The organism is Loktanella atrilutea (assembly GCF_900128995.1).
Classification (GTDB): domain Bacteria; phylum Pseudomonadota; class Alphaproteobacteria; order Rhodobacterales; family Rhodobacteraceae; genus Loktanella; species Loktanella atrilutea.
Genome location: NZ_FQUE01000001.1, coordinates 548,316 through 561,860 on the forward strand (window position 1 = coordinate 548,316; position 13,545 = coordinate 561,860).

Sequence of the window (13,545 nt, forward strand, 5' to 3'; positions counted from 1 at the left end):
CGGTTTGGTTCATTCGGACGGGCCGCAAACGCAAAAGGCCGCACCCGGAGGCGCGGCCTTTCGTGTCGGTCGAGCGGTGAGGCTCAGGCTTCGTCGGCGCGACGCTGTTGCGCGTCGTCGTCGTTGCCGGCGCCGCCCAGATCGTCGAACAGTTCCTGGATCTCGAACTCTGCTGCGGCTTCTTCTTCCGCGGCCAGTTCCTGGATCGACTTGCCGGCGGCCTGAAGCTCTGCCTCTTCCTTGGAGCGGGCGACGTTCAGGGTGATCGTCGCCTCGACCTCGGGGTGGAGGTTCAGGCTGACGTCGTGCAGGCCCAGTTCCTTGATCGGACCACGCAGGACGACGTTGTTGCGGTCGATGGTGTAGCCATCGGCGGCCGCGGCCTCTGCCACGTCACGGGGCGTGACGGAGCCGTAGAGCGAGCCTGCGTCGGAGGCGGAGCGAATCACGACGAAGGTCGCGCCGTCGATCTTTTCGGCCTCGGCCTTTGCGGCGTCGCGGGTTTCCGCGTTGCGGGCTTCAAGGGCCGATTTCTCGGCTTCGAAGCGGGCGAGGTTGGCGGCATTGACGCGCAGCGCCTTGCCCTGCGGCAGCAGGAAGTTGCGCGCGTAGCCTTCCTTGACGGAGACGACTTCGCCCATCTGACCCAGCTTGGCCACACGTTCCAGAAGAATGATTTGCATGGTGTTTGCTCCTTACTTCACAGCGTAGGGCAGCAGGGCCAGGAACCGGGCGCGCTTGATCGCCTGAGCGAGCTTGCGCTGGTTCTTGGAGCCGACGGCGGTGATACGGGCGGGCACGATCTTGCCGCGCTCGGAGATGTAGCGCTGCAGGGTGCGGGTGTCCTTGTAGTCGATCGCGGGGGCATTTTCACCCTCGAACGGATCGGACTTGCGACGGCGGAAAAACGGTTTGGTTGCCATGATTTACGGTCCTTTCCTGATCTATCAGCGGCGCTCGCGACGGGTGTCGCGTTCATCGCGTTTCTGCATCTGCACGGAGGGCAGTTCGGCGTGTTCGTCGACCTTGATGGTCAGGACGCGCATCACGTCTTCATGCAGGCGCATCAGGCGTTCCATTTCCTGCACGGCCGCCGCGGGGGCATCCGAACGCAGGAAGGCATAGTGGCCCTTGCGGTTCTTGTTGATCTTGTAGGCCATCGTCTTGACGCCCCAGTATTCACTGTCGACCAGCTTGCCGTCGTTGTCGGCCAGCACGGTGCCGAAGTGTTCGATCAGCGCTTCGGCCTGCGTGTTGGACAGGTCCTGACGCGCGATCATCACATGCTCGTAAAGCGGCATGGCATTCCTTTTCATATGTTCGACGCATTTCATAGGGAGGGGATCATCAGGCTTCCGCACCCCACCCACGAGAGACTGCGCAGTTAACGTCATCGCGGAAGTGGGCCGCTTATACACAGGTCCCGGTGGCGCGCAACCCACGGCGTGGCGGTGGCGGCGGGGCCGGGCAGGGCGCTGCCCGACAATGCCATGGCGGTGCCCGGTTTTTGCCCCGATCGCGGTGTCAGCATGGCGCCATGTCGCCGATTTTGCGCAGGAAAGGCCAGCCCCATGACCGAAATCCCCGACCGTCCGAAGGACAGGCACGTCAGGCCGGCCCGCGTCACGCCGGCCCCGCGCGGGCGTGCGGGATACCGGGTGGAGGAGACCTATTGGGGCTACCGGATCGTCCCGGGGACCGGGCCGCGGCCGGGACTGGTCGTGCAGCAGGCCCTGGCGATGGTGGCGGGTGCGGCCTGTGTGGCGGCCGCGGTCACGTTGCTGAGCGCGGGGTTCGGCGCGGGTGTGATGCTGCGGCTGCCGTTGATCGCGGTCGCGCTGGCCGCGGGCGGTCTGCTGATGTGGTACGCCAGCCGCGGCAGCGTGGTGCAGATCGAGATCGATACGCTGCAGGCGGAGGTTCGCGCCGTGGTCACGAACCGGACCGGCAGGGCAACGGTCATGGGGCGCCATGGCTTCGACAGCATCGGCAGCGTCTTCATCCTGCGGCCCGCCGCGGGCCAGCCGACGCTGACCCTGCGGTACCGCCGGACGGCACGGCAGCTGCACGTCGCGACCGGGCCGGAGGACGATCTGGTCCGGCTGCGCGACCGTCTGGGCCGCGACCTGATCCTGAACCGCAGCGACGCCTGAGGCGGGCGAACACAACCTGTTCAAATTTGCCGGGTTGTGACGCGGGGTTGCCGGCGTCACATCGGGGTCAGACACACCCCTGACCGGAGACCCGATACAATGAAGACCCTTCTGACCACCGCCACCGTCCTTGGCCTGATGGCCGCCCCGGCCTTTGCCGCGCCAGAGGCCTATACCCTCGACCCGAGCCACAGCCAGATCGTCTTTACCTACAATCACCTTGGCTTCTCGACGGGCACCGGCATGTTTTCCGGCTTCGACGGCGAGATCCAGTTCGATCAGGAAGACCCGGCCAATTCCAGCGTGACCGTGTCCTTCCCGGTGCGCAGCATGCTGACCGGCTGGGAAGAGCGGTTCGAGCATTTCATGAGCCCGGATTTCTTTGACGCCAGCGACGACAGCGAGATGGTGACATTCGAGTCCACCGCAATTGAGGTGACGGGCGAGGATACCGCCAAGATCACCGGCGACCTGACGCTGAACGGCGTCACGAAGTCCGTCGTTCTGGACGCCAAGCTGAACCAGGTCGGCGATCACCCGATGGAGGGCAAGCCCTGGGCCGGGTTCGACGCCACGACGACGCTGCTGCGGTCGGATTACGACCTTGGCATGTTCGCGCCCTACATCAGCGACGAGGTGCAGGTGGACATCTCTGTCGAGGCGATGAAGGCGCAGTAAGCGCAAAAAATTGCGACGATCGAATGGCCGCGTCGGGGTGAACCCGGCGCGGCTTTTGCCTGTCCGGCGGGCGGATCCGGCGGAGTGCTTGCGACAACAGGGGATTTTCGCGATACTGAGGGCACGCCCGGGACGGGTGTGGACGGCGAGGATCCGACGTGGAACGCGACGACACCCGAGTGCTGACGGCGGAATACGCGCTTGGCCTGCTGGCCGAGGACGAGCGCCGCGCCATGGCGCGCCGTCTGGGCGATGATCCGGCGCTGCAGGCGGAACTGGCGTTCTGGCAGGAGCGGTTCGCGGGTCTGATGCCCGGCGAAGAGGTGACACCCCCCGCGCATGTGCTGACCGGCATCCGGGCGGAGTTGTTCGGAGAGGAGCGGCGGAGCCTGCTGCAGGACATCCTGCATCCGACCAACCGCGGCGCGGTCATCGCCATCGGTGCCGCCAAGGTCGCGCTGATCGCTGCCGTGCTTTGGCTGTTGGCCGGACGCTGAGGCGGAGGGCGGCCTAGTGGGCCGACGCCTCTCGACCCGGTGCCGGCTGTGCCAGCGACAGGGCGTGGCCGAGGTAGAGGATCAGCGACAGGGCGGTGACGAGGGTGGCGGCGAAGGTCGCCGCGATGGGCGTCAGGTCACCCTGCAGGCCGTCGACGGCCAGGACGGTGACGGTGGCGGCGAGGGGGATGTGCACCAGGGCAAAACAGATGAGCTGCACGCGGCGGACGGATGTCGAGGTCATGGGCGACGGTTCACTTCCGGGTCAGGGTGGCGGCGATGGGGCGTGTCGGCCGGTTGCCGCAGCCCGACAAAACCAAAAGTTGTAGGACAACGCAACCGCCGGCCGATCACGATTGGCTGGGTGCGGCGACGTGACGTCGCGGTCACTGTCCACGGGTGGCGGTCAGGTCCACGGCGACGACCACATCAAAGCCGAGATTGGCCTCGTCCCCCATGGTCTTGCCGACGCCGTAATCCATGCGGTTCACCGTCGTCTGACCGCGCATCGTGGCGGTGTCGCCATCGAGCGTCAGGGTGAAGGGCAGGGTCAGCGGCGCCGTCTGCCCCTTCATCGTGAGGGTGCCGTCGGCGGTGTAGCCTTCGGCGGTCTTCGTGATCGGCGCGGTGAAGGTGGCGGTCGGGAACTCTGCCACGTTGAAGAAGTCGGCGCCCATCGCCTGATCGGTGACGGACCCCAGGGTGAGGGAGCCGATGTTGATCGTGACCGTGACCTCGCCCGCGTCGGTCGCGGCTTCGGGGTCGAAGGTGATCGCGGCGGTCCAGTCGGCGAAGGTGCCCTCGACCGTCTTGCCGAACTGCTTGACGGTGATGCCGAGGGTGCCGTCCTGCACGGTCCAGTCCGAGGCGACCTGATCGAGGGTGGCGGTCTCTCGCGTCTCTTCTTCGCCGCCCGACAGCGCGACGGCGACACCGGCGCCGATCGCGAGGATCAGCGCGGCAAGGAGGGGGGCCGCGGCGGGGGTGCGGTGGTGGCCGGCCTGCGGCGTTTCGGTGCGGCCGAACCACATGCGGCGCAGGGTGGCGTCGCGGTCGACGAACTGATGCTTCAGCGCGCCCGCGATGTGCAGGATCAGCGCGCCGATCATCACTTTGCCGAAGACCCAGTGCAGGCTGCCGAACAAGTGGGCCACGCCGTCGTCCTTGGGGACGAAGGGCAGGGACTGGCCGAAGGGCCACCAGATCGGGGCAAAGCCGGTGGTGGCGGCGTGGTCGATCCAGCCGGTCAGGGGCGTGACGACGAGGGATGCGTAGAGCAGCCAGTGGACGGTTTCGGCGGCCAGAGTCTCGACCCGGCGTTCGGGGTGCAGGGCGCCCGGCTTGGCGTGGCCGAGGGCCCAGAGGATGCGCAGCAGGGCCACGCAGAAGACGGCGACGCCAAGTGTCTTGTGCAGCGAGAAGAGCTGCGCCTTTCGGGCGAGCTGCTCGTTCGTCTCGTACGGCAGGTCGGAGGCGATCAGGCCCAGCGGAATGATCGTGAGGATCAGCAGGGCGGTCAGCCAGTGGAAGACCTTTGTGACGGTGCCGTAGGTCGTGGGGCTGTCGGGCGTGGCGTGAGTCATGGGGCGTCCTTCGGGCGGCTTGGGTCAGAGGTAGCGCAGGGCGGCGACGCGCACAATTCGCAACGGCGCAGGGGCATTGTGCGGCGGGGCGGGGCAGGCTAGACCCTTGCCCGACAATGCAGACAACGGGGGCAAATCCATGCGGGCATTCGTATTTCCGGGACAGGGCGCGCAGGCGATCGGCATGGGCCGCGATCTGGCGGACGCCTATCCCGCCGCGCGCGCCGTGTTCGAGGAGGTCGACGAGGCGCTGGGAGAGGCGCTGTCGGCGCTGATCTTCGAGGGCAACATCGAGACCCTGACCCTGACGCGGAACGCCCAGCCGGCGCTGATGGCGGCATCCTTGGCCGCGATGCGCGCGCTGGAGGCGGAGGGCGTCGCGGTGACGGACGCGGATTTCGTGGCCGGTCATTCGCTGGGCGAGTATTCGGCGCTGGCGGCCGCCGGTGCGTTGGGTGTCGCCGATTGCGCACGGCTGCTGCGGCTGCGCGGCGACGCGATGCAGGCGGCGGTGCCGCAGGGGGTCGGCGCGATGGCGGCGATCCTCGGGCTGGATGCGGAGACCGTGGAACGGATCGCGGCAGAGGCGGCGCAGGGCGAGGTCTGTGCCTTGGCCAACGAAAACGATCCGGCGCAGAACGTGATTTCCGGCCATGCGGCGGCGGTGGAACGGGCAGCGGCGCTGGCCAAGGCGGCCGGGGCCAAGCGGGCGCTGATGCTGCCGGTTTCCGCCCCGTTCCATTGCGCCCTGATGGAACCCGCCGCCGTGGCGATGCGCGACGCGCTGGAAGAGGTGGCGCTGCAGGCACCGGCGGTGCCGCTGGTGGCGAACGTGACGGCGGAACCGGTGACGGACCCGGACACGATCCGCGCGCAGCTGGTGGAGCAGGTCGCGGGGCGGGTCCGCTGGGCGTCCTCGGTCGACTGGATGGCCCGGCAGGGGGTCACGCAATTCGTCGAGGTGGGCGCCGGCAAGGCGCTGTCCGGCATGATCCGCCGGATCGCCAAGGATGCGGCGACGCTGAACGTCGGCACCGCCATGGACGCACAGGTGGCAGCCGCCGCCATCAAGGGAGAGGCATGATGTTCGATCTGACGGGAAAGACCGCGCTGGTGACAGGCGCATCGGGTGGCATCGGCGGGGCCGTGGCCTCGGCGCTGCACGCGGCAGGGGCCACTGTGGGCCTGTCCGGCACGCGGGTGGAGCCGCTGGAGGCACTGGCGAAAGAGCTGGGCGAACGCGCCCATGTGCTGCCCTGCAACCTGAGCGACGCGGAGGCCGTGACGGCCCTGCCGAAGCAGGCGGTGGAGGCGATGGGCAGCCTCGACATCCTCGTGAACAACGCGGGGATCACGCGGGACAACATCTTCATGCGGATGTCCGAGGAGGAATGGGCCAGCGTGCTGGAGGTCAACCTGACCAGCACCATGCGCCTGTGCAAGGGCGCCATTCGGGGCATGATGAAGGCCCGGTGGGGCCGGATCGTGAACATCACCAGCGTCGTGGGCGCGACCGGCAACCCGGGGCAGGCGAACTATGCCGCGTCCAAGGCCGGTGTCGTGGGCATGAGCAAGTCGATCGCCTACGAGGTCGCGAGCCGCGGGATCACGGTGAACTGCGTCGCGCCCGGCTTCATCGCCACGGCGATGACCGACAAGCTGAACGACGACCAGAAGGGGGCCATCCTGGGCCAGATCCCCGCCGGGCGCATGGGCGAGGCGGAGGAGATCGCGGCTGCGGTGCTTTATCTTTCCAGCAAGGAAGCGGCCTATGTCACCGGTGCCACCTTGCATGTGAATGGCGGAATGGCCATGCTTTGAGCGAGGCCTGACAGAGGTCTTGTGAAAGCGTTTGCGCCCACCCAAATCTCTGTTATAGGCCACGCAGCAACGGACGGGCCCTCTTTCGGGTCGTTCAACAACTGGGTCCAGGCCCATCAGGAACGTGAGGAATTGTTCATGAGCGAAGTCGAAGATCGCGTACGCAAGATCGTTGTGGAGCATCTTGGTGTGGAAGAGGACAAGGTCGTCGAAAGCGCGTCGTTCATCGACGATCTGGGCGCCGACAGCCTCGACACCGTGGAACTGGTCATGGCCTTCGAGGAAGAGTTCGGAATCGAGATCCCCGACGACGCCGCCGAGACCATCCAGACCTTCGGCGACGCCGTGAAGTTCATCAAGGGCGCGCTGTAAGCGCTGACCCGCCGGGCGACTATATCGCCACGAGATTTGAAACGGCCCCCGCAGCGATGCGGGGGCCTTTTTCGTTGGGGGAGTGGGCAAGAGGTGTGGGTCCCGAATGCGGACCTTCCGGTCGTCGGTTCATTTGCGGCAGATTGCAGTTGCCTCTATCGAAAGGAGGAGCCCCATCGGCAACTCTACAATCGGCGTGGAACGGGCCGGAGGGTCAACCGGAAAGCAGTCCCCGAAGAGCGAATTGAGCGCGTCGCGATGCTGTGCATCCGTCAGATAAACCACGACCCGGACGACATCGCTCATCGACGATTCAGCGCATTTCAAGCATGTTCCCAAGTTGTCGAACGCCTGTCGCGCTTGCGTTTCGAAGTCCTCTCCCGCCTTCTGGCCAGTTTCCGGCACGATACCTGCAAGTCCGGAAACGAACAGGAATCCGCCTGCCTGCACCGCCGTGGAGTAGGCACCGTACGGTTTCGGTAGGTCGGGATGACAGATGACGTGCTTTTCAACGGACATGCTGATTCTGTGCCTCGCTCGTCGTTGAGGGTAGGCCCCGGCGCGCTTGTTGTCACCATCGCGCTATGGCGTCTGCAAGGGTCTATGCAGACAGTCCTGCCGTCTGGATCACAGAGCTGATGGCGCGCGGGTCGGGGTTTGCCTGTCCTCCCCCTTAATACCCATCACGCCGCCGCATAGGCGGCCAGCAGCGCGGGATAGTCGTCGGGGGACGGGAAGCCGTCAAAGCGGTGGTGGGCGGGGGTGGTGGCCCAGGGGAGTTTCTCGGTGACCATCGTCTCGATGAAGGGCGAGAACCATGTGGTGTCGTCGAACATGGTCGGTCGGACGTTGACGAAATCGTCCATGCCGTTGATCCGCGTGAAGATCCACGTCAGGCACGCGGGGCAGAAGCGGTGGTCGAGCGTGTCGCCCTTGAGGCCGCCGCGCACGGTCTCTCCCGTCACTTCGAAACCGGGGGTCGGGACCATGGCGGTCAGGGCATAGGCGCTGCCGGTCATGCGCTGGCAGCCGGTGCAGTGGCAGGCGGCGGTCATGATCGGGGCCTGCGTCATGGTGATCTGCACCGCGCCGCAGCGGCAGGTGCCCGTCAGGGGGAGGGTGGGGGTCGGCATGGCGGTCATCCTTTCCGGGTCGGTCGTGCAGGCCGATTGTGGCCCGCTGCGGCCGGCCGCACAACCGGTCAGCCGGGCAGGGTGACGATCAGGGGGCCGCGGTCGGTGGCGACGACGGTGTGTTCGTACTGGACGACCGGGGCGGGCGGATCGGCGTAGAGCGTCCAGTCGTCGTCGCCGTTCTGCGCCCAGTGGCCGCCGGTGGACAGGAACGGCTCGACCGTCAGGACGAGGCCGCGGTGCATGCGGCGGGTGTCGCGGCGGTTCGGCCATGTCGCGACCTCTTCGGGGTATTCGTGCAGGGCGCGGCCGACGCCGTGGCTGGCGAGGTTGCGGATCAGGGTGTAGCCGCCCCGTTCCGCAAAGCGCCCGATGGCGCGGCCGATCCCGGCGATGGGTTTGCCCGCGCCGACCTGCGCGATGCCGACCTCCATCGCGCGCCTGCCGTCGCGGCAGAGCTTGTCCCGGGCAGCGGTCACCCGACCCATGCGGAAGGTGGCACCGGTGTCGGCGAAATAGCCGTCCTTTGACGCCGAGACGTCGATGTTGACCAGATCGCCCGTGCGCAGCATGCGGTCGCCGGGGATGCCGTGGGCGATTTCCTCGTTCACGCTGATGCAGGTGGCGCCGGGAAAGTCGTATGTCGCCTGCGGGGCGGACGTGGCGCCGGCACGGTCCAGCAGGGCGCGGCCGATGTCGTCGAGGTCCCGCGTCGTCATGCCGGGTTCCATCGCGCGGGCCATGGCGTGCATGGTGTTGGCGACGATGCGGCCGATGACCTGAAGGCCGTCGAGTTCGTCGGCTTGCGTGATGGTCATGGCCCGGCCCCCTGTGATGCTGTCCTGCCAGCGATACGCCCCCTGCGGGCGCGTCGCAAGGCGGCGGGTTCCGGTCGGTGCCGGGCGGATTGTGCCACGGCTCTTGCCCCTGCGCGCAAGCCTGCGGTATCAGGGCCGAAATGACGTGTTGAGGGGACGAAAGATGCGCCGAGTTGTCGTTACGGGACTGGGACTTGTCACGCCGCTTGCCGATGGGGTCGAGGCGAGCTGGTCGCGCATCCTTGCGGGCCAGTCGGGGGCCGGGACCATCAAGGGGTTCGACACCACCGGTCTGGTGACGAACTACGCCTGCGAGGTGCCGCTGGGCGACGGCAGCGACGGCACCTTCAACGCCGACACCTACATGGAGCCGAAGGAGCAGCGCAAGGTCGACACCTTCATCCTGTTCGGCATGGCGGCGGCGCAGCAGGCGGTCGAGGACAGCGGCTGGATGCCGACAGCGCGCGAGGATCAGGAGCGCACAGGCGTGCTGATCGGGTCGGGGATCGGGGGCCTGAACTCCATCGCCAATACCGCCGTGATGATGGAGGAGAAGGGGCCGAAGCGTGTCTCTCCGTTCTTCGTGCCGGGGGCGCTGATCAACCTGATCTCGGGTCAGGTGTCGATCCGCTACGGGTTCCGGGGGCCGAACCATTCGGTCGTGACCGCCTGTTCGACGGGTGCCCATGCCATCGGCGACGCAAGCCGCCTGATCCAGCACGGCGATGCGGACGTGATGATCGCGGGCGGGGCCGAGGCGGCGATCTGCAAGATCGGCATTGCGGGGTTCAACGCCTGCAAGGCGCTGTCCACCAAGCACGCCGACGATCCGACCAAGGCGAGCCGGCCATGGGACACGGACCGCGACGGTTTCGTCATGGGCGAGGGCGCCGGGATCGTGGTGCTGGAGGAATACGAGCACGCCAAGGCGCGGGGTGCGAAAATCTATGCCGAGGTTCTGGGCTATGGCCTGTCCGGCGATGCGTTTCACATCACGGCCCCGCCGTCGGATCACGAGGGTGCCGAGCGCGCGATGCGCGCGGCCTGCCGCAACGCGGGGATCGAACCTAGCCAGATCGATTATGTGAACGCGCACGGCACCTCGACCATGGCGGATACCATCGAGTTGGGTGCGGTGGAGCGCATGGTCGGGCCGGAGGCTGCGGCGAAGCTGAGCATGTCGTCCACCAAGTCGATGACGGGACACCTGCTGGGGGCTGCGGGGGCGATCGAGGCGATCTTCTCGATCCTCGCGATCCGCGATCAGGTGGCGCCGCCGACCATCAACCTTGATACCGTCGATTGCGAGACGGCGGTGGACCTCTGTGCCGGGGCCAAGCGCGAGCGGAAGATCGACATCGCGCTGTCGAATTCCTTCGGCTTTGGCGGCACGAACGCCAGTCTGGTGCTGGGGAAGCTGCGCTGATGTGGCGACATATCGCGTCCAACGGGATCACCTTTCTGATCGTGACCCTGTTCCTGCTGGCCGGCGTGATCGTCTGGGGGACGCAAAGCTACAAGGCGCCCGGGCCGCTGGCCGAGGGCATCTGCCTGCAGGTCGCGCCGGGGTCGAACATGCGCCGCGTGAGCGAGCAGCTGGTGGCGCAGGACGCCGTCAGTTCCGCCGCGATCTTTCGCATGGGGGCGGATTATTCCGAAAAGTCGGGTGATCTGAAGGCCGGCAGCTTTCTGGTGCCCGAAGGCGCGTCGATGGCGCAGATCGTCGATCTGGTGACCAGCAGCGGGCAAAGCACCTGCGGCACCGAGGTCGTCTATCGCGTGGGCGTGCGGCGCAACCTCGTGCAGGTGCGCGAGCTGGATCCGGCGACGGGCGACTATGCCGAGGTGGCCGAGTTCGATCCGGCGGTCGACGCGGCCCCGGCGGAATACGACCGGGTGAAGGCCGAGGGCGATACGCGGTTCCGCATGGCCGTGGCCGAGGGCGTGACCAGCTGGCAAGTGGCGGAGATGCTGCGCGAGGTCGATATCCTTGACGGCGCGATCGCCGAGACCCCGCCGGAGGGGACCCTGGCGCCCGACAGCTATGAATTCACGCCGGGCACCGATCGCGCCGGCATCATTGCGCGGATGACAGCGGCACAAAGCCAGATCCTGGCCGATGCCTGGGCGGCGCGGGCCGAGGGGCTGCCGCTGAAGTCGCCGGAGGAGGCGCTGGTGCTGGCGTCTTTGGTCGAGAAGGAGACCGGCGTGCCGACGGAACGGCGTCAGGTGGCGAGCGTCTTCGTCAACCGGCTGGAACGGGGGATGCGCCTGCAGACGGACCCGGCGGTGATCTATGGCGTGACCAAGGGCGAGGGCATTCTGGGCCGGGGCCTGCGGCGCAGCGAGTTGGACGCGCCGACGCCGTGGAACACCTATGTCATTCCCGGCCTGCCGCCGACGCCGATCGCCAACCCCGGGCGCGCCAGCATCGAGGCGGCGCTGAACCCGGACAGCACGGACTACGTGTTCTTCGTCGCGGACGGCAGCGGCGGGCATGCCTTTGCCACCAACCTCGACGATCACAACCGGAACGTGGCGGCCTACCGCGCGATCGAGGCACAGCAGGCGACCGGAGGCAACAACTGACGCCGCGGTGCCGTTAGGAATTCCTTAACGGCACCGCGCGACCAAGGTCCCTTAAATCTTGATTTTTCAGCCGTTCCTGCTATGCAGGGCACGAGCTGGAGGAGTGGCTTTGCCCGGTCCATCCCCGCATGCGGGATCGGTGGCGCCGCTCTCTCGACTGTCACGGATGACAACGGACAGGTGCGACCTCATGACAGAACCAGACGACCCCTGCCCCATGGGGCGGGCGCAGGCGCTTGCGCGTGTCCGCGAGCTGAAGGCCTTCTACGACAGCCTCAAGGCCGCGTTCCAGACCCAGTTGCAGCAGATCGGCACGGCGGTGGAACCGCCGTCGAAGACGCATGTCGCGCGGCTTGCGGACCTGCAGGCGATCCACGTTCACCTTCTGAAAGCCGAGGACAGCTTCATTGAAAAATTCGGACAAGGCACGGACGACGCGGACATCGACCATGACGCCCTGCGGGCTGACATCGGGCGCAGCCTTGATCGCATCCGGGACCGGGGAGCAGCAGGCGACGTTTCTGGCGGGGCTGACGGACAGGGAGGTGAGGGCCCTGCCGTATTTGTTCGATTTCTGGGCGCTGCCGCATCAGCTGCCGCCAGGGGGTGACTGGCGGTCCTGGGTCATTCTAGGTGGGCGCGGGGCGGGCAAGACCCGTGCCGGGGCCGAATGGGTGCGCAGCATGGTCGAAGGGCCCGTGCCGCGCGCCAAGGGGCGGGCGCGGCGGGTGGGCATCATCGCAGAGACCTATGATCAGGCGCGCGAGGTCATGGTCTTCGGCGACAGCGGCATCATGGCCTGCGCGCCGGCGGACCGGAAGCCGCACTGGATCGCGGGCCGCAAGGCGCTGGTCTGGCCGAACGGGGCGGAGGCGCTGCTGTATTCCGCGTTCGATCCCGAGGCGCTGCGCGGGCCGCAGTTCGATGCGGTCTGGGCGGACGAGCTGGCGAAGTGGAAGCAGGGACAGAAGACGTGGGACATGGTGCAGTTCTGCCTGCGGCTGGGCGAGGATCCGCGGGCCTGCATCACGACGACGCCGCGCAACGTGCCGGTGTTGCGCGACATGCTGGAGCGGGACAGCACCGTGACCACCCATGCGACGACCTATGACAATGCGGCGAACCTTGCGCCCGGATTTCTGGAGGAGGTGCGGCGCCGGTTCGGCGGCACACGCAAGGGGCGGCAGGAGCTGGACGGCGTGCTTCTGACCGATGCGCCGGGGGCGCTGTGGACCGAGGCGATCCTGACGGAGGCGCTGGTGACGACGGTGCCCGATCTGGACCGGATCGTGGTGGCGGTGGACCCGCCGACGACGGGGCACCGGGGGTCGGATGCCTGCGGGATCGTGGTGGCCGGCGTGGTGATGCAGGGGCCGCCGCAGGCGTGGCGGGCCTTTGTGCTGGAGGATGCGACGGTGCAGGCGGCGTCACCGCTCGACTGGGCGACGGCGGCGGTGGCGGCGCTGCGCCGGCACGGCGGAGACCGGCTGGTGGCCGAGGTCAACCAGGGCGGCGACATGGTGGAGGCCATCGTGCGGCAGGTCGATCCGCTGGTGCCCTATCGCAAGGTGACGGCGACGCGGGGCAAGGTCGCGCGGGCGGAGCCTGTCGCCGCGCTCTACGAGCAGGGGCGGGTCTGCCATGTCCACGGGCTGGCGGCTCTGGAGGACCAGATGAGCCTGATGACGACCAGCGGCTTTGCGGGCACCGGGTCGCCGGACCGGGTCGACGCGCTGGTCTGGGCGCTGCACGACCTGATGATTGCCCCGGCGCAGGGCTGGCAGGCGCCGCGGGTGCGCAGACTGTAGGGCGTTGCGCCCCGTCCCCGCCGGGCGCGCGGTGGGGACGGGGAACGGTAAGGACTGGTTTGTAAAGGTGGCTTCATAAGACGACACGGGGCC

General features: G+C 67.5%; 18 protein-coding genes. 10 read left to right on the top strand and 8 right to left on the bottom strand.

Annotated features, from left to right (window positions below; translation table 11 throughout):
- Positions 1-83 precede the first annotated feature (83 nt).
- From rplI to rpsF, 3 genes are read right to left on the bottom strand one after another with little or no spacing between them, the layout of a single operon-like run.
- The gene (rplI, locus tag BUA54_RS02570) at positions 84-683 is read right to left on the bottom strand and encodes a 50S ribosomal protein L9 (RefSeq protein WP_072855620.1); all 600 of its coding nucleotides are present in this window, start codon (positions 681-683) and stop codon (positions 84-86) included.
- 12 nt (positions 684-695) lie between these two features.
- Positions 696-923, bottom strand: coding sequence for a 30S ribosomal protein S18 (gene rpsR, locus BUA54_RS02575; protein WP_072855621.1), 228 nt, complete (start codon positions 921-923; stop codon positions 696-698).
- A 24-nt stretch (positions 924-947) separates the two neighbouring features.
- Positions 948-1,301 (bottom strand): 30S ribosomal protein S6, encoded by a 354-nt coding sequence (gene rpsF / locus BUA54_RS02580; RefSeq protein ID WP_072855622.1) that lies wholly within the window; start codon positions 1,299-1,301, stop codon positions 948-950.
- A gap of 270 nt (positions 1,302-1,571) precedes the next feature.
- Between rpsF and BUA54_RS02585 the strand changes: the two genes are divergently transcribed.
- The 3 genes from BUA54_RS02585 (at position 1,572) to BUA54_RS02595 (ending at position 3,328) form a co-directional block, all read left to right on the top strand.
- On the top strand, positions 1,572-2,153 hold the full coding sequence (locus BUA54_RS02585) for a hypothetical protein (RefSeq protein ID WP_072855623.1): 582 nt from the start codon (positions 1,572-1,574) through the stop codon (positions 2,151-2,153).
- A gap of 99 nt (positions 2,154-2,252) precedes the next feature.
- The gene (locus tag BUA54_RS02590) at positions 2,253-2,831 is read left to right on the top strand and encodes a YceI family protein (protein ID WP_072855624.1); all 579 of its coding nucleotides are present in this window, start codon (positions 2,253-2,255) and stop codon (positions 2,829-2,831) included.
- A gap of 158 nt (positions 2,832-2,989) precedes the next feature.
- Positions 2,990-3,328: a hypothetical protein gene (locus BUA54_RS02595; protein ID WP_072855625.1), complete on the top strand. Its 339-nt coding sequence runs from the start codon at positions 2,990-2,992 to the stop codon at positions 3,326-3,328.
- 13 nt (positions 3,329-3,341) lie between these two features.
- On the opposite strand, the gene BUA54_RS02600 is transcribed toward BUA54_RS02595, so the two are convergent.
- Both BUA54_RS02600 and BUA54_RS02605 read right to left on the bottom strand, forming a co-directional pair.
- Complete coding sequence (locus BUA54_RS02600; RefSeq protein ID WP_072855626.1) at positions 3,342-3,572, bottom strand: hypothetical protein; 231 nt, start codon at positions 3,570-3,572, stop codon at positions 3,342-3,344.
- 142 nt (positions 3,573-3,714) lie between these two features.
- Positions 3,715-4,911 (bottom strand): cytochrome b/b6 domain-containing protein, encoded by a 1,197-nt coding sequence (locus BUA54_RS02605; RefSeq protein WP_072855627.1) that lies wholly within the window; start codon positions 4,909-4,911, stop codon positions 3,715-3,717.
- Positions 4,912-5,050: 139 nt separating this feature from the next.
- Between BUA54_RS02605 and fabD the strand changes: the two genes are divergently transcribed.
- From fabD to BUA54_RS02620, 3 genes are all read left to right on the top strand, one after another.
- Positions 5,051-5,995, top strand: coding sequence for an ACP S-malonyltransferase (fabD, locus tag BUA54_RS02610; protein ID WP_072856117.1), 945 nt, complete (start codon positions 5,051-5,053; stop codon positions 5,993-5,995).
- The gene (gene fabG / locus BUA54_RS02615; protein ID WP_072856116.1) at positions 5,995-6,732 is read left to right on the top strand and encodes a 3-oxoacyl-[acyl-carrier-protein] reductase; all 738 of its coding nucleotides are present in this window, start codon (positions 5,995-5,997) and stop codon (positions 6,730-6,732) included. The genes fabD and fabG overlap by 1 nt, the downstream gene beginning before the upstream one ends.
- 138 nt (positions 6,733-6,870) lie before the next feature.
- Complete coding sequence (locus BUA54_RS02620; RefSeq protein ID WP_072855628.1) at positions 6,871-7,104, top strand: acyl carrier protein; 234 nt, start codon at positions 6,871-6,873, stop codon at positions 7,102-7,104.
- Between the two features lie 129 nt (positions 7,105-7,233).
- On the opposite strand, the gene BUA54_RS02625 is transcribed toward BUA54_RS02620, so the two are convergent.
- The 3 genes from BUA54_RS02625 to map form a co-directional block, all read right to left on the bottom strand.
- Positions 7,234-7,623 carry a RidA family protein gene (locus BUA54_RS02625; RefSeq protein WP_072855629.1) on the bottom strand — a complete coding sequence of 130 codons (390 nt, stop codon included), beginning with the start codon at positions 7,621-7,623 and terminating at the stop codon, positions 7,234-7,236.
- A 164-nt stretch (positions 7,624-7,787) separates the two neighbouring features.
- Positions 7,788-8,237, bottom strand: a complete 450-nt coding sequence (locus BUA54_RS02630) for a GFA family protein (RefSeq protein ID WP_072855630.1) — start codon at positions 8,235-8,237, stop codon at positions 7,788-7,790.
- Between the two features lie 68 nt (positions 8,238-8,305).
- Entirely contained in the window at positions 8,306-9,055 is a 750-nt protein-coding gene (gene map / locus BUA54_RS02635) for a type I methionyl aminopeptidase (protein WP_072855631.1), read from the bottom strand.
- Between the two features lie 163 nt (positions 9,056-9,218).
- Between map and fabF the strand changes: the two genes are divergently transcribed.
- The 4 genes from fabF (at position 9,219) to BUA54_RS02655 (ending at position 13,452) form a co-directional block, all read left to right on the top strand.
- The gene (gene fabF / locus BUA54_RS02640) at positions 9,219-10,481 is read left to right on the top strand and encodes a beta-ketoacyl-ACP synthase II (RefSeq protein WP_072855632.1); all 1,263 of its coding nucleotides are present in this window, start codon (positions 9,219-9,221) and stop codon (positions 10,479-10,481) included.
- Positions 10,481-11,644, top strand: coding sequence for an endolytic transglycosylase MltG (gene mltG, locus BUA54_RS02645; RefSeq protein WP_072855633.1), 1,164 nt, complete (start codon positions 10,481-10,483; stop codon positions 11,642-11,644). Before fabF ends, mltG begins: the two co-directional genes overlap by 1 nt.
- 190 nt (positions 11,645-11,834) lie before the next feature.
- Positions 11,835-12,254 carry a hypothetical protein gene (locus BUA54_RS21525; RefSeq protein WP_245810544.1) on the top strand — a complete coding sequence of 140 codons (420 nt, stop codon included), beginning with the start codon at positions 11,835-11,837 and terminating at the stop codon, positions 12,252-12,254.
- The gene (locus tag BUA54_RS02655; RefSeq protein ID WP_245810545.1) at positions 12,190-13,452 is read left to right on the top strand and encodes a DNA-packaging protein; all 1,263 of its coding nucleotides are present in this window, start codon (positions 12,190-12,192) and stop codon (positions 13,450-13,452) included. The genes BUA54_RS21525 and BUA54_RS02655 overlap by 65 nt, the downstream gene beginning before the upstream one ends.
- The last annotated feature ends 93 nt before the right edge of the window (positions 13,453-13,545 follow it).